General features: G+C 36.1%; 20 protein-coding genes. 12 read left to right on the top strand and 8 right to left on the bottom strand.

Features of this window, described 5'->3' with window-relative positions; genetic code table 11:
- Positions 1-547: 547 nt before the first annotated feature.
- Positions 548-757, bottom strand: coding sequence for a hypothetical protein (locus B6A32_RS07860; RefSeq protein WP_085302705.1), 210 nt, complete (start codon positions 755-757; stop codon positions 548-550).
- Between the two features lie 141 nt (positions 758-898).
- Positions 899-1,945, bottom strand: a complete 1,047-nt coding sequence (locus tag B6A32_RS07855) for an OmpA family protein (RefSeq protein ID WP_085302703.1) — start codon at positions 1,943-1,945, stop codon at positions 899-901.
- Positions 1,946-2,288: 343 nt separating this feature from the next.
- Between B6A32_RS07855 and B6A32_RS07850 the strand changes: the two genes are divergently transcribed.
- The 3 genes from B6A32_RS07850 to sigX are packed head-to-tail and all read left to right on the top strand — an operon-like array spanning position 2,289 to position 3,900.
- Complete coding sequence (locus B6A32_RS07850; RefSeq protein ID WP_085302701.1) at positions 2,289-2,534, top strand: hypothetical protein; 246 nt, start codon at positions 2,289-2,291, stop codon at positions 2,532-2,534.
- Positions 2,524-3,348 carry a mechanosensitive ion channel family protein gene (locus tag B6A32_RS07845; RefSeq protein ID WP_085302699.1) on the top strand — a complete coding sequence of 275 codons (825 nt, stop codon included), beginning with the start codon at positions 2,524-2,526 and terminating at the stop codon, positions 3,346-3,348. The genes B6A32_RS07850 and B6A32_RS07845 overlap by 11 nt, the downstream gene beginning before the upstream one ends.
- Before the next feature lie 12 nt (positions 3,349-3,360).
- Positions 3,361-3,900: an RNA polymerase sigma factor SigX gene (gene sigX / locus B6A32_RS07840; protein WP_085302697.1), complete on the top strand. Its 540-nt coding sequence runs from the start codon at positions 3,361-3,363 to the stop codon at positions 3,898-3,900.
- A 103-nt stretch (positions 3,901-4,003) separates the two neighbouring features.
- Here the strand turns inward: sigX and B6A32_RS07835 are convergent, their stop codons facing one another.
- From B6A32_RS07835 to B6A32_RS07825, 3 genes are read right to left on the bottom strand one after another with little or no spacing between them, the layout of a single operon-like run.
- On the bottom strand, positions 4,004-4,357 hold the full coding sequence (locus B6A32_RS07835) for a YdbL family protein (protein ID WP_085302690.1): 354 nt from the start codon (positions 4,355-4,357) through the stop codon (positions 4,004-4,006).
- 9 nt (positions 4,358-4,366) lie between these two features.
- Positions 4,367-4,549, bottom strand: a complete 183-nt coding sequence (locus B6A32_RS07830) for a YnbE family lipoprotein (protein ID WP_085302688.1) — start codon at positions 4,547-4,549, stop codon at positions 4,367-4,369.
- A gap of 9 nt (positions 4,550-4,558) precedes the next feature.
- Positions 4,559-7,228 (bottom strand): YdbH domain-containing protein, encoded by a 2,670-nt coding sequence (locus tag B6A32_RS07825; RefSeq protein ID WP_085302686.1) that lies wholly within the window; start codon positions 7,226-7,228, stop codon positions 4,559-4,561.
- 271 nt (positions 7,229-7,499) lie between these two features.
- Between B6A32_RS07825 and B6A32_RS07820 the strand changes: the two genes are divergently transcribed.
- Entirely contained in the window at positions 7,500-8,177 is a 678-nt protein-coding gene (locus B6A32_RS07820) for an alpha/beta hydrolase (RefSeq protein WP_085302684.1), read from the top strand.
- A 52-nt stretch (positions 8,178-8,229) separates the two neighbouring features.
- Positions 8,230-8,400 (top strand): hypothetical protein, encoded by a 171-nt coding sequence (locus B6A32_RS19320; RefSeq protein WP_198946881.1) that lies wholly within the window; start codon positions 8,230-8,232, stop codon positions 8,398-8,400.
- Between the two features lie 184 nt (positions 8,401-8,584).
- Here B6A32_RS19320 and B6A32_RS07815 read toward each other — a convergent pair whose 3' ends face one another.
- Both B6A32_RS07815 and B6A32_RS07810 read right to left on the bottom strand, forming a co-directional pair.
- Positions 8,585-9,178: a DUF938 domain-containing protein gene (locus B6A32_RS07815; protein ID WP_085302682.1), complete on the bottom strand. Its 594-nt coding sequence runs from the start codon at positions 9,176-9,178 to the stop codon at positions 8,585-8,587.
- 126 nt (positions 9,179-9,304) lie between these two features.
- Entirely contained in the window at positions 9,305-10,432 is a 1,128-nt protein-coding gene (locus B6A32_RS07810; protein WP_085302680.1) for a GNAT family N-acetyltransferase, read from the bottom strand.
- 175 nt (positions 10,433-10,607) lie between these two features.
- Between B6A32_RS07810 and B6A32_RS07805 the strand changes: the two genes are divergently transcribed.
- From B6A32_RS07805 to B6A32_RS07775, 7 genes are all read left to right on the top strand, one after another.
- Positions 10,608-11,186, top strand: a complete 579-nt coding sequence (locus B6A32_RS07805) for an SOS response-associated peptidase (protein WP_085302678.1) — start codon at positions 10,608-10,610, stop codon at positions 11,184-11,186.
- Positions 11,187-11,243: 57 nt separating this feature from the next.
- On the top strand, positions 11,244-11,600 hold the full coding sequence (locus tag B6A32_RS07800; RefSeq protein WP_085302676.1) for a DUF2750 domain-containing protein: 357 nt from the start codon (positions 11,244-11,246) through the stop codon (positions 11,598-11,600).
- Positions 11,601-12,327: 727 nt separating this feature from the next.
- Positions 12,328-12,930, top strand: a complete 603-nt coding sequence (locus tag B6A32_RS07795; RefSeq protein ID WP_085302674.1) for an HvfX family Cu-binding RiPP maturation protein — start codon at positions 12,328-12,330, stop codon at positions 12,928-12,930.
- A 514-nt stretch (positions 12,931-13,444) separates the two neighbouring features.
- On the top strand, positions 13,445-14,836 hold the full coding sequence (locus B6A32_RS07790; RefSeq protein WP_233131356.1) for a COG3014 family protein: 1,392 nt from the start codon (positions 13,445-13,447) through the stop codon (positions 14,834-14,836).
- A 33-nt stretch (positions 14,837-14,869) separates the two neighbouring features.
- Positions 14,870-15,346, top strand: coding sequence for a YcfL family protein (locus tag B6A32_RS07785; protein WP_085302669.1), 477 nt, complete (start codon positions 14,870-14,872; stop codon positions 15,344-15,346).
- An 18-nt stretch (positions 15,347-15,364) separates the two neighbouring features.
- On the top strand, positions 15,365-15,967 hold the full coding sequence (gene lpoB / locus B6A32_RS07780; RefSeq protein WP_085302667.1) for a penicillin-binding protein activator LpoB: 603 nt from the start codon (positions 15,365-15,367) through the stop codon (positions 15,965-15,967).
- A gap of 60 nt (positions 15,968-16,027) precedes the next feature.
- Positions 16,028-16,495 carry an outer membrane lipoprotein gene (locus B6A32_RS07775; protein ID WP_085302888.1) on the top strand — a complete coding sequence of 156 codons (468 nt, stop codon included), beginning with the start codon at positions 16,028-16,030 and terminating at the stop codon, positions 16,493-16,495.
- A gap of 211 nt (positions 16,496-16,706) precedes the next feature.
- Here the strand turns inward: B6A32_RS07775 and B6A32_RS07770 are convergent, their stop codons facing one another.
- Positions 16,707-17,699, bottom strand: a complete 993-nt coding sequence (locus B6A32_RS07770) for an endonuclease/exonuclease/phosphatase family protein (RefSeq protein ID WP_332888762.1) — start codon at positions 17,697-17,699, stop codon at positions 16,707-16,709.
- Between the last annotated feature and the right edge of the window lie 55 nt (positions 17,700-17,754).

The following is a 17,754-nucleotide window of genomic DNA, read 5'->3' as shown; positions in this document are numbered from 1 at the left end:
AGACCTGAATTAAAACTAATAAATTTCAAGCGCAGTTAAATAACAATACGTTTAATGCTGATTTTAGTTCATTAAACTGATGACATAAAGCTGTTAAAGACTCACGTTAGGAGAATTAATACAAGGGTTACAGTGAATTTACTGTATGTTGAAAACTGAAAAGTCAGAAAATATATAATTAAGGTTTAATTTTGTGTAATTTAATTATTTAACCTGAACTCTGGATAATGAGTGCTTGATACTCAAGTGAATCAAAAGCTTAGGTGTTAAAGTAAATGCTATAGTAAGGTGAACATCACGAATTTACACCATCAATGCTTCATTTTATGCCATTTCCAAGGCAAAACGTCGATGAATAGCGGGCTATTTATCGACGTTTTAACGCAGGTAATGGCTTAAAAGGGAGGATTGAGCAAGTACTGCTTATCCAGAATTCAGGTTATTTATACTTTCTATATAGCATTTTGGTCAAAACAGAGTTTTATTAGGAAGAAAAGGGGAGCGGCTTGAGGTTAAGCTTTTAGGAAATACTTATTGGTTTAATTTGCTAGCTATAGTTTTCAGCAATTTTAAGTGTTGCCAAACAAGCAGGAGATGAAGAAGATGTTGTTGGCTGTGAATTTAACTGAGGAGCACTGTCTTTAGTCGGAGTGTCAGTAATATCATGTTGTTTTCTAAGCGGGTATGACGATGCTTGGGCATTTATATTAATATTTTCATTAATAAAATCTAACGTTGTTTTGCTTATTTTTTTCATCATAAACCTTTGAATTTAAAAATACCCAACTTATTTACTCGCTAGAAATCTACCAGCATTTAAATTGGGTATATATATGTTTTAAATAAATAATTAATTCAAGAGCGAATTATTACGTTCGCTCTTGTTAATTAATAATGCTTATTTAGTAACTACTTTTTTCGCACTAGTTTCGATTTTAGCTACTACACGGCGGTTTAATTGATTCGCTGTACGTGTATTTTCTGTAGATAATAACTGAGTCTCACCGTAGCCTTTAGACGTTAAACGACTAGCGTCAATGTTAAACTTATTAACTAAAACACTCTTAACTGCGTCTGCACGTTTTTGTGAAAGCATTAAGTTGTAAGCGTCGTCACCAGGAGCAGAGCTATGTCCTTCAATTTCAACTGAAGTACGAGTATATTCATTCATGAAATCAGCTAAACGTCTAATATCGTCAACTAACGCAGGTTGAATTACTGAGCTGTTGTTAGCAAAAGCAATGTTAAGCTTAATTTCAACGGCATGTTCTGAATATAAAGTACAGCCTTTAGAATCTACTTTAACTGTTGATGGAGTATTCGCACAACGGTCAACATTGTCAGCAACACCATCGTTATCAGAATCTAAAACAGTAACAACAGCTTGAGCTACAGGCTCAGCAGCTTTAGGCTTGGCCATTACAGGTGCTTGTTTAACATCACCAAATGCATATTTAAGACCTAGTTTTAAACCTTGGTCGATAAAACCATAGTCTACATCTTTATAAACAGCGGCTTCTGTATAAAATGATAAACGGTCGTTCACTGGGAAGTTGTAACCAGCACCAACATTTACTGCGTTGTAACTTCTAACGTTACTAAAGCGTTTTACACCAGCAAACATATAGATATTGCTGTCTTCTAATTTGTAAATAGCGTCAACACCACCACGAATACCGTAGTCTTTATCGCCACCATTGTTTACGTCATAACGTGTTTTAGCAAGTTCTACACGCACATCCCAGTAATCGTTAATAACTTTTTGTAAATCAAGACCAATAGTTTTGCCGGCTTCGATACGATCCCAGTCTAAATTTGTTTCTTTATTAGTGTCTGACTTCATATATTCGCCAAACACACCTAATTCCCATGTTTTATCAATGTTTTCTGCAGCTAGTGGTGAGCTGATAAGTGCTGCAAGTAGAGAGACTTTAAATGCTTTCATTGGTAATTCCTTGTTTAAGTGTAAATAAATTTTTATTAATTTCTGTCTTGTATAACGAGTGAGTCAGAAGAAAGTCACAAATTAATTTAATTTATTTTAAAATCTAGTATTAACAATAATATTTAATACTTCGACTGCCAGTACGTTGGAAGTTTTGATTAAGATCAAAATTAATTATTTATTTCTCAGTTAATTACTGAGAAGTCTACAGCTAAGTCGCGTAGAATCACGCTTAATGCTGTAAAAGGTGGTTTTTTGTCACTAAAAAAATAAAATTATTGTGACTTTTTACTTTAAAAATCGTTGTTATTAATAGCAGGTAAGTTTTAGCTAGGGGATTAAAATGAACAACATAGAACAGAACTTAACACAGGCTCTTCAGCGTGAAGATGATATTGCTTTTGCTATGTCAGATGAAGAGTTATTTAAACGGGCTGAGGTAACAGCCAATGTAAAACAAGGCAGTAAAGATTTAATTTCACTCGGTATGGCCTCTATTTGGGTGGTTTTTGCTGGGTTGTTTATTAATGTATTAAAGCCAACTTTAAAAAATCAGGCGAATAAAGGCGTAAAAAATAATGGAAAATGAAAACATTACAGAAAAAACTTTCAATGGTCTCATCGCCGTTTGGCATAAAGTTGTTACTTTTCTGCCTGATTTAATTGTCGCATTAGTTTTTTTACTTGCGGGTTGGGTTATTGCAAATTTAATTAAGCGATTATTAAATAAATCATTAATTAAAATCGGCTTTAATACCTTTTTAGATAAGTTAGGTTTAGAGACTTTGCTGAAAAAAATGGACTTAAAAGTTCAGGGCAGTCAAGTAGTCGCTAGTCTAATTTCATTCTTTATCTTTTTGATATTTCTATTAGCAGCATTAGATATTGTCGGCCTTGATATGTTGTCAGGCTTAATTGATACCTTAGTGTTGTTTTTACCTAAGTTGCTCGCTGCATTAGCGGTATTGCTTTGTGGATTTTTTACCGCACAAATTGTTTATAACGCGGTGAAAATAGCATCAAAAAATACCGGGGTTGATTACGGGCGTTCTGTGGCTGAGGTTTGTCGCGGTATCATCATTATTATTACCGTTTCACTTTCTATCACTCAACTTGATATTGATGTGTGGTTACTAAACAGCATTATTTCGGTAATAATTGCCAGTGTAGGCTTAGCTGCCGCTATTTCTTTAGGTATAGGTACAAAGTCGATGGCTCAAGAAATTGTTGCAGGCGTTTACTTAAGAGATATGTATAAAGCTGGTGACAACCTTGAAGTTGAAGAAATTAAAGGTGCGTTGGTTTCTATTGGTAGTGTTGCTAGTAAAGTTATAGGTGAAAATGAAGTGATAATTACCGTGCCTAATACCTTTTTATTAGCGAATAAAGTGACTAAGCAATAGGTTACTGTTGATTTGAGTTCATTCAACGAACGCCAGCTCGTTGCCTTAGTGCAAGAGAGTTTACCTTATGACACGCGCTATTTTCAGCAGCTGATCACACCATACTTGCCTAAATTAAAAGGCTATTGTGTAAAGGTGCTTGGCAATCAGCCTGATGCAGAAGAAGCTGTACAAGAAACTATTATTAAAGCCTTAACAAACTTAAACGGATTTAAGTGGCTAGTATCGTTTCAATCTTGGTTATTTAAAATTGCTCACAACGAATGCATTAATAAAATAAGAGAGCGTCGTTGGGATATTATGCAATATGATGATGACTACCTTGATAGCTTGGAAGCTGAACAACCAGCAGAAAACGATATTAATTTAGTGCTTGCCAACATGATAGACAGCTTATCTTTTGACGATCGTAATATTATGCTATTGCGTTATCGCACAGGGTTAGATTTTCAAGAGATTGCTGATATTTGTGAGATGAAATTATCCGCTGTGAAAATGCGTCACAAAAGGGTACTTGAGTACTTGACCACTCATATGAGCTCTGAGCAATAGTAGATTAGAAAAGCTAAATAAATACATTAAGTCATTATTGAGCGGTTAACACAACCAAGGTAGCTAGTTAAAAGGGGCATTAATTTGCCCCTTTATAAATTGATTATTGTTTTTTTACCCACTTACCTGCTGAGTTTTGAATAAAATGACCCGACTGGGTTTTGCTAACCGCTTTATTACCTGCCAGAGCCGTGACTTGCTCAAGAGTTATTTTGTTTTTTCGAGCTAAGTTAAGATAAATATTTTTACGTTTTTCGTTTACCTCATTCACTAAACTTTTTGCTTGAGCACTATCGACCACAACACCTAGGTAACCATTTTGCATTTCGCCAACTAACCCTTGCTTCTTTGCATCGTCAAGCGAAATAGCCCATGCGGAAAAAGCTATTGAACTGGCTAATATTACACCGGTGATTCTTTTAGATATGCTTGTTAAGTTGTTTATAAGTTTGTTCATGATCACTCCTTAAAATATGTCGCTATCGTCACTAAAAATATCATCAAGTTGTTTGTCTACTTTTACTTTAATTTCATGATCAATTTTTAGGTTTAAGTTAATGGTAATGGGTTCTTTTGCGCTAACTTCTACCCTGTGTGTACAACCGCTTATGATTAACACAGCGATTATTACCGATAGTGCTTTTTTCATAGAAACTCCTTAATTTTTTTGTAAACCTTTGAGAATACGTTCTTCAAATTGTTTGGTAATTGATATTGATTCCAGCAAGCCTAATAGGTCATAACTTAAATTTAAGTTCAGGTTTACATCGTTGTCGATGTCAGGGTTTCGACCTTTAATAACCGTTTCCAACAACATATAGCCATCATCTGCCATTGAAACATCAGAAGACAGCTGATGATAATGTAAGTTTTGCAGGGCATCAAACGCTAACTGTAATTGCGTATTATTTGCCTTTAGCCTTGCTACCGCTGGGTTATCTTTGACTTGAATTAAGCCATTACTAACATTATGCAACTCACCTTTTTCTATCGTGTATTTTTCACCATCATAAATAATAGGTAATTGCCCTGAGATATCCCCTGTAACTACAATACCTTGCTTTTTATCTAACGCCAACACTTGGGCTAAGTCTATATGAGTAAGCTGAACGTCAACTGAATGATCATGCTGAAGTGGCCACTGTATTTTAGGAATGGCAAAACTACCGCCTAAAATATCACCCTTAAGGTTAGTGGCTGAAATTTTAAACTCTTTTTGATAGTGCCACTGAGTGTTAATTGAAAACTGAGATACTGGCGTTGGTGTTTCTATCAGTGCAATGGTGAGGTTATCTTGTCTTGTTTTATTCGTGCCGTCGATTGAGCTCAGTTCATTGTTTAAAAATTTGAAGTTCTGTTGCCAATTTAATTCTTGGATCCAAATGTCGGCTACTTCGCCACTAAGTGATGATACATGCAAAGATAGCTCGAAAGTGGAGTCTTGAAAATTATTTAAATCAATAACTTGACCGTTCACACTATAACTTAATGTACCCGCCACTAAATTAATTTCTGTCGGTAATTTAATATTAAGCGCGAGTAAGTCTGTTAGGGGCAGTTGATTTACTGCGAGCGAAATTTTCGGTTTTTCTACCGCGCCAGATACCTTCAACTCACCCAAGAGTAGACTGTCAGCAATAATTGAAGTCTGTAATTTAATATCGTCAAAACTCCCTGTAATACCGCTACTTAATGATAGCGTTTTTATTTCGGCAATATTGGCATAGCGTAATTTTTTAGCTTGAGTATTAAGACTTAAATTCAAACTAATAGGCGGTTGGTGATTTTCCTGGTTATTACTCTGAGTGTTATTACTACTTTTTACTCGGGTTGATACTTTAATATCACCTTGTACTTTTGTGGTAACTTGTTTAATCGCAAGTCGATTTTTATCTGTTGTTTTTTCGGCGCTAAATCCAATGATATTATTACCTGTTATGGTGGAGCTTTCATCAAAGTGTATTTTGCTTTTCAGTGAGTCTTGTTCAAAAGAGCCTTGTAATAATAACTCGACTGGAGAATGACTATAGTTTTTCAGTGCATTAATAATTAAAGGACTGTTAAGTTTAAAGTCTAAGTAAACCGCGTTTTTAGTTTCATCCATTGCATTTTGGTGAAGTGGTTTTTGTAGGTTTTTATGTCTTAGAAAGTGCGCTATATCTACTTTAATATTGTTTAAAACAAGTTGATGTTTTTGTTTGTCGTTTTTTGCCGCTAGGATTAACGTCGACAAGGATATTTTATGCTTGTTCAGGTTGTAAGTTAACTTGCCTTCTGGGGTTACTGCTATTTGTTCAAAGGGGTTGTCAGCTAAAAGCGTGGTAAGTTCATTTGAAAACGCCTCTTGCTTTAAATAATCCAGTAAATGTTGAGGGCTAAACTTAAGCTGTAAACGGTTCTGCTTTTTAAATTCAAGATCAACATTAGCAGATTTATTTGTTAATTCGTCACTAGCAGATAATAAGCTAGTGGAAGGCAGCGTTATTTGGCTATTTATATTAAGCGCACCGCTTAACGCAAACGGCCCGCTAGTTTGAATGCCTTTAGTCGATAAAATCGCTACATTATTTAGCTGACTTATAATCGATAATTTTCCTGCATCATAATCTACATCGCTATGAAATAAACCTTCAAGAGTCGTTAATGCCAAGGTATCTAACAATGATGCTTGCAAAGGGAGTTGATGCGATAAAATAAAGTTTTTTAATGGGGTTAAATCACTAATGATTTCAGCTTTAAATTGCTTGTTTTTAAGCTCGAAAATGTTAGCGCTAAAAACTGTTTTTTGCTGCGGGTCTTTTAACGCTAATTGCAAGTTGGTGTTGGTAGCTGAAAACTTACCGCTATAGCTATTACTTTTGGTGTTAAATGGTGAATAATGAAACTCATTAACATTAAGGGTAAAAGGTATCTGAAGCTTTGACAGTTTTGTAAGGGTAATATTAAGTCGTTGTGCAGCACTTAACGTGTTGTTTTCCTCTGGTTGCTCTTTAAATGCATCGAGTAGGGCTGTGTTAGCATCGATTGACATAGACCTAATCTCTACATGTTTAATTTTTTGCTCAGCAATTAAGTCTAACTTTACTTTAACCGTGTTGAGTTCGAAATCAGCTTGCGGAGTTTTTAAACATAGCATTTTTATGTTCAGTGTTAAGTCATTGGCGATGGTGAAATCAAGACACGAAATATTAGCCTGATATAGCGCTAGTTGCTCTTGTGAAATGCTTTTTACTATCGCTACACGGGCAACGTAAAACGTCATAAAAGCGATAATAAATAAGCTAAATAATAGGGCGACGCTTAGGTAAACTTTCTTGGCTAATGTCATTGTTTTTATTTGGTCTCTGCCTTAATAAATTTGTTTTAGCTTTGTTTTAGCTTTGTTTTGGCTCGAATTTATCCGAAGTGTAAACAAGCTTAGGCTAACTACTTTATGAGTGTTAAGTCATAGTTTCAATCAAATTCGCAGAATAAAACCAACAGCTGAAAATAGCTTAAGGTAGTATTGTTATTTTCTCACCTTAGCGGATATTTTAATTGTGCGTTATACACGTTATGATATCGGCATTTTTTACTGTAACCATTATAAAGAGAGAAGCATGTCTGCTGCCCCATTAGAACGAATTACCATCGAACCAACTTTACCTGCTACCGCCTGTGTTATTTGGTTACACGGCTTAGGCGATTCAGGCGCTGGATTTTCACCCATTGTGCCAGAGCTAGGTTTACCTAAAAATCATGCGGTACGTTTTATTTTCCCACATGCACCAGAGCAACCAGTAACCATTAACCAAGGTTATGTAATGCGTTCATGGTACGACATTAAAAGTATGGATTTGCATAACCGTGCTGATATGCAAGGTGTGCTTGAGTCTGAAGTTAAAGTACATGCTTTAATTGCTGAGCAAATTTCAGCGGGTATTCCGGCAAGTCGTATTGTTTTAGCCGGCTTTAGTCAAGGTGGTGTGGTTAGTATGTTTACGGGTTTACGTTATCCTGAAAAGCTTGCTGGCGTTATGGCGCTTTCATGCTACTTACCCAATGCCGATGCCCTGCCAGAACAACTCAGCGAAGCTAATAGCAATACCAGTATTTTGCAACTTCATGGTGAAAACGACGATGTAGTGCCATTAAGTGCAGGTAAAATGGCGAATAAATTATTAAATGAGAAAAACTATCCAGTAACTTGGAAAACATACCCGATGGCGCATAGTGTTCATCCAACGGAAATTCGTGATATTGCTTCATGGTTAGTTGCGCGCTTAGACTTAGCTTAAGAAATAGTAATAATTAACCTACACAGCGAAAGTCAAAGTACAGGACAATATAATGCCAGAAGTTAATGTGAAACTTGTTTTTGAAAAAGAAAACAAAAATAGTATCCGTTTCAAAGAAGTGCCAGAGCCCGGTAAAGCTGAAGCTGTAGGGAGTGTGTATTTACAAAAATGGTTGGCCGGCGATGCTAAAGCCATTGAAATTACGGTAAAGACTCCAGACTAGACATGTAAGCTTAGGTATTTATTTAGGCTTGATTTCAACAGTTGATTTAACTTTAAGTTTTGATTTGTCTTTAAATACTTAATTTTATTTTAAACTTTGGGGTTAACTATAAAGTATTAATAATGCGCTAGTTTTTTATTAGCGCATTTTCATTTCTACGGTATTATTTTAATAAATATCTACTCTAGTTTGTCTTCGAAAATTCCAGTAAACGATTATTAGCCGGCATGGCGTGATCATTTTCTAGCGTCAAACCCGCTTGTTCAGCAAGTGCTACTATAGCTTCAAAATCGCGAATGGCACTTTCGTTATCACGATCTTTAAGCCAAATGTCAAAACTGGCATTACTTTCACTACTGTATTGGCCTTGATAATTAAAAGGGCCATAAATACAGAGTTTACCTTGCAGGTTTAAATGTTGTGATACGCCTTTAAAGAAGGCTTGCACTAATGGCCAACTGACAATGTGTAATGTATTGGCGGTGTAAATAGCGTCAACTTTTTCAATGGGCCATGGGTGGTTAAGATCAAGCTCAATGGGCGAGAGTAAATTCCCGGCAGGATACTCCTGTAACCATTGACTAATACCTTGATGATTTATAAGTATATCACTGGTTTGCCAGCTTAACCATGTCATATTTGGCGCAAAATATACCGCATGTTGTCCAGTGCCAGAGCCAACTTCTAATACGGTCTTACATTTACTCAAGGCTTGAGTTAATAGGGCGAGTATCGGTGATTTATTATTTTCACATGCTTGTGAGAAAGGTTTATTCATGATTTTATGCTCAAAGTTTTATTAAATTTAATGTGCAAATTTTTATTTATTTTATCTGTGGCGTTGTTATCTATTGTTATCTATTGTTATCTATTGTTATCTATTGTTATCTATTGTTATCTATTGTTATCTATTTTCATCGTTTGAATTAAACGGAAGTAACTGCATACACTGCGCTTGATAAGCTCGCATTTGCTGTTGTTCTTGTAAACAAAAGGCTTTAATTGCAGGTCTAAATCCGTCATGTTTAATCCAATGATAAGAAGTGGTGAGTTTTGGTTCAAAACCACGTTGTATTTTATGCTCACCTTGTGTGCCTGGGTGGAATAAAGCGAGTTTGTTCTCTATGCAGAATTCTATCCCTTGGTAGTAGCACAATTCAAAATGCAAGTTGTTGTACGATTTGGTGCAGCCCCAATAACGGCCATATAACGTTTGCTCGTCAAAAAAGAACCAAGCACAGGCAATGTCTTCGCCATTGCATTGGGCAATAATTAACAATATGTTCTCAGGTAACTTTTCTATAATTGCTTGAAAAAACTCAAAAGACAAATGCGGCGTATGTCCCCGTCTTATATAGGTTAATTGATAAGTTAAGTAGAAGAAATCTAACTCATTTTTACTGATATCTTTACCTAGCACGCGCCGAACTTCAATGTTTTGTTGGCTGATTGAAAGACGCTCTTTACGGGTGTTTTTTCTTTTTCTGGCCGTAAAGCGCGATAGAAATTCATCAAAATCTCGATAGTTACGATTAAGCCAATGAAACTGTACGGTATTGCGTTGGTAGACATCTTCTGCTTTATACTCGGCAGGCGAGCAATATAATATGTGCCAGCTATTTAATGACTGCTGCTGACAAAGCTGAGTCAATATATCAAAAGTGTCTGCAAGTACAACTTCATCAGACAAAAGTTTATTACTGGTAACGGGTGTAAAAGGTGCAGTAGCAACTAATTTCGGATAATAGGGAACATTATGTTGTTGATAAGCGTCAGCCCATGCCCAATCAAAAACATATTCTCCCCATGAGTGCGATTTAACGTACATGGGCAATAGCGCATTAACTTGATTACTCTTGTTATTTCGAAATTGTAAGTGATGAGGTTGCCAGCCCTGAGCAGCAGATACTGAACCACTGCTTTCTAAGCACTGAAAAAATTGATAATTTGAGAATACTGACGGTTGAGTATTAAGTCGTTGCCAATCTTGTTCAGCAATATCTGAAATGTTATTTATAATTTCAATTTTCAATGAATTATCTGTTCTTTATCTATCTTATCGTTGCAGCTTAACAGATGACTTATTTAATAGGTATACTCTAATTTGTACCGACAGCATAATTAGTTTAAAAGGTATTTTAAAATTTAGTATCAAGGCTGATCTTTAATACTATCTCGGCGCTTCAACAATAATTAAGGAAAATAATATGTGTGGCAGGCTCAACATTATTAACACTTCGTTATGCAAGATTGTTAGCGACACCATAGGCTTAAATTTTCACAGCGAAAGTAATGATAACTTATCTCCAAGTGAGTTGTTATCGACCATAGTGCAAAGTAATGAACATGTTAGCCAAGTTAATATGCAGTGGGGCATTCAACCTTCGTGGTCGAAACGTTTATTAATAAATGCGCAAAGTGAAACCGTTGCCATTAAACCCACCTTTGCGAAAGCCTTTGTTGCACATCGCTGTTTAATTCCTATTAGTGGTTGGTATGAGTGGCGAAAAGAGGGCAGTAAAAAACAAAAGTATTATTTTAGTCATTCACAGAATCTTCCTTTGTATATGGCGGGAGTGAGCTATCATAAGTTCAACACACCGCCTCAAGTGGTAACATTAACCACTAAACCGAACCAGTTGTGCGAGCAGTATCATCATCGTATGCCGGTATTTATTTTACCTGATAGCATAAACGCCTGGCTAGCACCTCAAAACTCGCAAGCTAATTTATCGCGATTAATGTCAGCAATACCCGATGAGTATATTAGTGTTACAACAAGCTAGTCGCTAGCATTATAATTCACGTATAATATCAAAAACGTTATTAAGGTAATTAAACCAATGAGTACAGATACAACAGTAAAGTCATTTTTGCAGCAAGTTAAAGACACACAAGAGTTTTGGGCTCTACAAGATAAAAATAGCGAAGATTGGGTGGTACTTGACTCAGTAAATTTTGAAAATACAGAAGTTATGCCGCTTTGGTCAACCGAGACATTAGCGAAAAGCCATTGTGTCGAAGAATGGGCAGACTATGTGCCTGCTGCTATATCTGTTGCTGATTGGATGGAGTTTTGGGTTGAAGACTTACTCGAAGATGGCGTTATTATCGGCCTTAATTGGCAAGAAAACGAAGACTGTTTTGAACTAGAGCTTCCTGAGTTTACTCAAGCTTTAGCCGAGATCGAAACGTTATAAGCCTTCGCTATAATCTTTAAAATGGCGCTGTGTTTCTAGAAGTAGTGTAACTGAAAGCATTATTTATAAAGTGAAATAGAACAGAACAAAGCAGAACTAACCAGAGCAGGCTGTTTATTATCTTGAATAAATCTTGAATAAACTAGATGTTTGACAGAGCAAGACAATAATTCTGGTGAAATACTGAGTTAATAACATTCTATTATCACTTTTATCACTGCGTTTTTACTGTTTTTAGTTGGTAAAAAGTAATTTTTTACCAACATATAGCATCATAGTGATGTGTTAATTATCGACCTTACTTATAAAACTGTAAAAAATATTTATTTTTTTTTACAGTTTTTTTTATTCTTTTTTTTAACGTTAGGCCCGAAGTTAAAATTACTTCATCATCAAAATAAAATTCTTCCTATAAAATACAAATAATATTTTTACAATTAGTTTCAGTTGCTTACATTTTTTTACAAGCTAAATAAGAAATGTTAACCCAGTTGATTTATCGCTTTTTTATTACCGAACCGTCTAACGTACTTTTTATTTCAAAAAATAATGTATTTCTTTTCGCTAAGCTAAGTAAAAAAAATAATGAAATTGTAAAGTAACTTGCAAGGTCAAATTCATCAGTAAGGCATAGTTTTAAAAGTTTGATTTGCGCTAATTATTGGACAATAAAATTTGAGCTAGACTAAAACATTACACAACACATTAAAGTGAATAGGAAAATAATATGGTAAAAGCAATATTGGAAAAGGGCTACGGGATATTAAACTCGACTAAAAAGTTAGATTTTATTGCTCCCCTGTTAATGCGTTTATATTTAGTGCCTATTTTTTGGATGGCGGGTACTCATAAAATAGAGGGTTTTGACAATATTGTGCAATGGTTTGGTAATGATGATTGGGGGCTAGGTTTACCCTTTCCATTTATTCTTGCGATATTAGCGATAGGTGCTGAAGCTATTGGAGCTATTGCATTATTGTTAGGATTAGGCGTGCGCTTAATGGCTATTCCCATGATGTTTACCATGATTATCGCCATGACATCTGTACACGGACAATACGGTTGGCAAGCTATTGCCGATGCTAACGCGCCGTTTGCAAATGAACGCGTAGAGGCCTCTGTTGAAAAGAAAGAGATGATTATTTCTATTTTACAAGAGCATGGTAATTACGAATGGCTTACTAGTAGCGGAAATATCACGATTTTAAATAACGGTATTGAGTTTGCTGCAACATATTTTATTATGCTTCTAGCGCTATTCTTTATCGGTGGTGGTCGCTATGTCAGCCTTGATTACTGGTTAAAACGTAGGTTTATAACAGCAAGTTAGTTACCAACGTTAACAGCTAATTAATGCTTATGAATGATTGATTTTTTAGATTAGCAGCTTATTTTCTCTAGTCTCTATTTTAAATTATTAGGTAGGTAAGGCGAGTAAACAATGAATAGTCATTTAGAACACTGTTTGTTGTTTACTGTTTACTCAAATCAAGTTAATAAAAATAATACTTAAATTTTTCACAAAGTAACTATGGCTTCTCCCTCTAAATAAGCTTACTTTATCCTATGCTGACAAATTTTATTGATGACCTTCGAATGCTCTACTAGCTAAACTTCTGCGTTTTATTCAACCCCCTAATTGTTCGTTATTACTCAATCAAGCCACTTGCACTTCTAACGGTATATTGATTGAATGCAGTTTAAATATTCAAACCGTTTGGCAGAGTATGTATAATTAAACATTCGAATACCTTCACAGGTATTGTTAAACGTTTAAAGTGCGAAACCATAATTTAAGGAAATTAATTAATTTAATGTTGAATTGCCTTTTAAAGCGAACCTTATTGATCTTACTTCTTATTGTTATATCAGGTTGTGCAACTTTTCAGCTCAACGATTTATTTCAGGGCTACAATAGCCAAATGAAACCCGTAAAAGCGGCAATGCTTCAAGGCGACTTCGTAAAAGCAAAAAGCCAACTAAACGAACGCGATCAAAGTAATAATACCTATATATTAAGTTTACTCGAAAGAGGGCGATTAGAGTTTTTAGCGCATAATTGGTCTGCCAGCCAGCAAACATTTGCTCAGGCATATACTGAGATAGAAGCACAACGTAACAAAGCAAAAATTCAAGTCAGTAAAGGTATCGAGAAATTAGGCGCCGTAGTCAGTAATGACAATGCTACCTCATATGAAGTACCTTATTACGAACAGGGCATGTTACATAGTTACCAAGCGTTAAATTATTTATTTCAGCATGATTTGTCTGGTGCGTTAGTTGAAATACGTCGTGCAAATTTAGTACAAGAAACGGCGCTTAATGTTTATAAAGAAGAAATATATAAAGCCCAAAATGAGCTAAATAATTCAGGTATGAGCACCGACAGCTTGCAAGGTGGCTACCCCAATATGGACAGAGCTATTGGGAAAGTAAAAAATGGCTTTCAAAATGCTTTTACTTTTTATCTTTCTGGGATTTTGTATGAGGCCAGTGGTGAATTAAATGATGCCTATATCGACTTTAAGCGCGCGATAGAAATTTATCCTGATAATCCCTACTTGCAACAAGATGTTTTAAGATTAGCTAGTAAACTGGGTATGCAAGACGATTTAATCGCTTTTCAACAACGTTTTGGCAAGTATCAAGAAAAAACATTATCAGGGCAAGGTAGCGTTGTTGTACTTGTGGAACGAGACATAGTAAACAGTAAACAAGATGTTGGTTTAAACTTGCCAGTAGGTCGAAGCAATAACGGCTTGAAGTTTTTTAGCTTTTCTTTACCAGTATATGAAGGTGCTTTAATACAGCACAATAAATTGACACTACAGAATGCAGGACAAACGTTTCAAAGTAATGAAATTGTACGTATTCAGTCACTAGCAGCGAAGGATTTAAAAGATCACTTGCCGTCACTGTTAACCCGACAAGTCGTGCGCGTAGTTGCCAAAGAGCAAGTGCGCCAAAAACTTAGTCGTGAAGCAGGCGATGTAGGTAACATTTTAGCGAGTATATATAATATTGCTTCTGAAAAAGCAGATACGCGCAGTTGGAGTACCTTGCCTGATCAAGTTGATATCATTCGTTTCAATACTGCTTCGGGTAAACAGGTCTTGCAAATACAGCTAGATGGACAACAAAAATCTATTGAGATTGATGTTCAACCCAATAGAATTAGCTTAATTAGTCTTTCAGCTATTGGTCGTCATATTGACTATCAAAGCGTTAATTTATAATTTGTTTCAATGAGACATGATTTAGGAGGTAATATGTTTAACAGCAAGATTACTACAAGTACGAGTAAAAAAGTTACCAGCAGTTTAGCGATGATATTGCTCAGCACTATGGTTATAGCAGGTTGTGCCAATAAAACCCCACCCGTAACTGCAGGTACTGGTACTAGTGCGATGACACAAGGTGATGACTTTAGTAAGCATCTTGAAGTACATAATGCTGATTTAGCAAAGCGGTTATTTATCAGCGACGTAAAATCACGTAAATCAAATGACTTACTCGAAATAAACTTAACGTTAACTAGTCGTTATGAGAAATCACAGAAATTACAATATCATTTCAACTGGTTTGACGAAGCAGGCTTTGTTATTGAAGCTGGAAAAACACCATGGGTTCCGGTGGAATTACATGGTAAACAATCTACAACTTTGCGAGGATTAGCCCCGAATACTAAGGTCAGCACTTTTAGTGTTTATGTTCGCGAAATCCCCGAAAAAGCATACGAATATTAATTGTTAAGGAATAGTATTATGAATAAATTAGCACTAGTAACCACTCTCGGCTTGACCCTTGTATTTGCAGCGGGTTGTGCTAATAAATCTGTTGTTCGCTATGGTGATGCTACCGCAGTAGAAACAACTGATATTAATTTTGGTTCAACAGATTTACAAAAAGTAGCGGCTCAAATGACCGATTCGTTGTTTTTGTCACCGGTTGTTGGCACATTAACGCAAAATACACGTCCGGTAATGTTTGTAGAACGCTTAAAAAACAAAACCAGTGAGCATATCGATACTGAGTCAATTACTGACTCTATTTCTACTAAGCTTTTACGTTCAGGTAAGTTTCGTTTTGTTGATATGGGCCGAGTAGAAGCAGCACGCGAGCAACTTAAATTTCAACACGATGGCGGTATGGTAGATCCAAGCAAAGCGACACAGTTTGGTCGTCAAATTGGCGCTCAATATATGTTGTACGGTAACTTATCGAGCATTGTAAAAAGTAATCAAGATAAAACCGATGTTTACTATAAATTTACCTTACGTTTAATGGACCTTGAAAGTGGTTTAGTTGAATGGGCAGACGAGACCGAAATACGTAAAACGAAAGCGAAAGAGTCCGTAGGTTGGTAAATGGCAGCTTTAGCGAAGCTACTTTTCAAATACAATTTTTCAAGTAAAAAGGTGAGCGAAATGAAAGCAATCTATATAACGATAATTTGTTGGTTGGCATTAATTCCAATGGCGAATGCTGATTATGAGCGCAACAAAGCAGTACCGGTTGAAAAAGTGTTATTTGGGCAAGTGTTATCTGTGCGCAACATTACCGAACGTGAATTAATCCAGGATAAAAACTCGGGTTGGAAAACCTTTGGTGGAGCATTAATTGGCGGCGCTATAGGTAATCAATTTGGCAGTGGCAGTGGCCGAGGTGTTGCAACGATATTAGGTGCGATTATCGGCGGTTCTATCGCTCATGACAAGAATCCACAATATCATGAAGAGACCCTGTTGTTAGTTGAGCTTATGATAAAAGTAGATAACGGAGATGAATATATGGTGATACAAGACTTAGATCATCGTATGTTATTTCAACGTAAAGATGCGGTTAGAATGGTTTATCTTGCCAACGATACAGTGCGTATTGATAAGCAAATGTAAGTATCTAGTGAAAATAATACGCTGAAAATAAAAAGCTTAGTCGAAATACTAAGCTTTTTTTATCATAGCAATTTAATTTAACTATTCTGCTTTTTCACTTTCCCATTAAAAATCAACCGGTAAATAATTAAGCCGCTATTACTACATTTTTACTACATTTTTGTTAAACCCTGTCAGTACAGTCACTAATATCTACACTGTCTTACTTTTGCTATTCAGCCGGCGTTGGAACATCACTTTTACTTACTTGTTGGTTATTAGTGATTTTTTCTGACCAAGCTTTTTCTTCAGCCTCAGGTTTAATACCTTGCTGATTATTCCCATTGGGTGATGCAAAAACCAAGCGAGTTAACAAAGGAAAGTGATCAGAGTCAATAGACGGTAAACGCTTAATATCACGCAACGTAAAATGTGAGCTGTGAAATAAATGGTCTAACGGCCAACGCGCAATAGGGTAAGCGACATGAAAAGTGTTAAATGCGCCACGACCAACACGGGGATCTAACAAGCCACTAATTTTACGAAATAGTCGTGTGGTTGCCGACCAAGCAACGTCGTTAAGGTCGCCGGTAACAATCACAGGTTGATTACTGTCAGCAACACTTTTAGCAACTATAACTAATTCTGCATCACGCTCTGATGACTCTGGATTCTCTGTTGGACTAGGTGGAGCAGGGTGAAGAAAATGAGCACGCACTTTATCGCCAGTTCGAAGTGTTAAGCAAACATGTATCGAAGGCACGTCTTGCTCAACCAAGTAAGATATTTCTTGTTCATCTAATGGAAGTCGAGAATAAACATGCATGCCGTACAAGTTATCGAGTGGGCATTTAACGCTATAAGGCATGTCAGCTTCTATTGCTTCGAGCTGATCTTGCCACCACTGATCGGATTCTAAGGTAACTAAAACATCTGGTTTGTAATGATTGACCAAGTTAATTAAAGCTTTAGCGTTACGGTTTGGGGTGAATACATTCGAAGTGAGTATGCTTAGCTGCTTTTCAGTAGCGTAATCATTTGAAGATTTAACCTCTTTACGCCACAACGGTGTAAATGGCAATATCCACCATAATTGCCATAGTAAACAAGCTGAAGTAGCAAGAATTAATGCCTGAGTACTTATTGCTGCTCTATCTAATAAAAGTAACTGTGCAATTACCAGCGCAGCGGCAAATAACATAAACTGTAAACGTGGAAAATCCATGCCCCTGATAATCCAATGTGGATGTCGTGATAATGGCAGCAAAGTAAAAATAAGA

The sequence above is a fragment of the Colwellia polaris genome (assembly GCF_002104515.1).
In the GTDB taxonomy this organism is placed as follows: Bacteria; Pseudomonadota; Gammaproteobacteria; order Enterobacterales; family Alteromonadaceae; genus Cognaticolwellia; species Cognaticolwellia polaris.
Note: the sequence above shows the minus strand (reverse complement) of the source record. Positions and strands in the feature narration are given on the sequence as shown.

Excerpts from the sequence above, each read along its gene's own strand:
- lpoB (WP_085302667.1), top strand. The coding sequence starts at position 15,365 with ATGAATAAATTAGCACTAGTAACCACTCTCGGCTTGACCCTTGTATTT.
- B6A32_RS19320 (WP_198946881.1), top strand. The coding sequence starts at position 8,230 with ATGCCAGAAGTTAATGTGAAACTTGTTTTTGAAAAAGAAAACAAAAAT.
- B6A32_RS07820 (WP_085302684.1), top strand. The coding sequence starts at position 7,500 with ATGTCTGCTGCCCCATTAGAACGAATTACCATCGAACCAACTTTACCT.
- B6A32_RS07770 (WP_332888762.1), bottom strand. The coding sequence starts at position 17,699 with ATGGATTTTCCACGTTTACAGTTTATGTTATTTGCCGCTGCGCTGGTA.
- B6A32_RS07815 (WP_085302682.1), bottom strand. The coding sequence starts at position 9,178 with ATGAATAAACCTTTCTCACAAGCATGTGAAAATAATAAATCACCGATA.
- B6A32_RS07805 (WP_085302678.1), top strand. The coding sequence starts at position 10,608 with ATGTGTGGCAGGCTCAACATTATTAACACTTCGTTATGCAAGATTGTT.
- B6A32_RS07845 (WP_085302699.1), top strand. The coding sequence starts at position 2,524 with ATGGAAAATGAAAACATTACAGAAAAAACTTTCAATGGTCTCATCGCC.
- B6A32_RS07795 (WP_085302674.1), top strand. The coding sequence starts at position 12,328 with ATGGTAAAAGCAATATTGGAAAAGGGCTACGGGATATTAAACTCGACT.
- B6A32_RS07825 (WP_085302686.1), bottom strand. The coding sequence starts at position 7,228 with ATGACATTAGCCAAGAAAGTTTACCTAAGCGTCGCCCTATTATTTAGC.
- B6A32_RS07785 (WP_085302669.1), top strand. The coding sequence starts at position 14,870 with ATGTTTAACAGCAAGATTACTACAAGTACGAGTAAAAAAGTTACCAGC.
- B6A32_RS07800 (WP_085302676.1), top strand. The coding sequence starts at position 11,244 with ATGAGTACAGATACAACAGTAAAGTCATTTTTGCAGCAAGTTAAAGAC.
- B6A32_RS07830 (WP_085302688.1), bottom strand. The coding sequence starts at position 4,549 with ATGAAAAAAGCACTATCGGTAATAATCGCTGTGTTAATCATAAGCGGT.
- B6A32_RS07835 (WP_085302690.1), bottom strand. The coding sequence starts at position 4,357 with ATGAACAAACTTATAAACAACTTAACAAGCATATCTAAAAGAATCACC.
- B6A32_RS07775 (WP_085302888.1), top strand. The coding sequence starts at position 16,028 with ATGAAAGCAATCTATATAACGATAATTTGTTGGTTGGCATTAATTCCA.
- B6A32_RS07860 (WP_085302705.1), bottom strand. The coding sequence starts at position 757 with ATGAAAAAAATAAGCAAAACAACGTTAGATTTTATTAATGAAAATATT.
- B6A32_RS07855 (WP_085302703.1), bottom strand. The coding sequence starts at position 1,945 with ATGAAAGCATTTAAAGTCTCTCTACTTGCAGCACTTATCAGCTCACCA.
- B6A32_RS07850 (WP_085302701.1), top strand. The coding sequence starts at position 2,289 with ATGAACAACATAGAACAGAACTTAACACAGGCTCTTCAGCGTGAAGAT.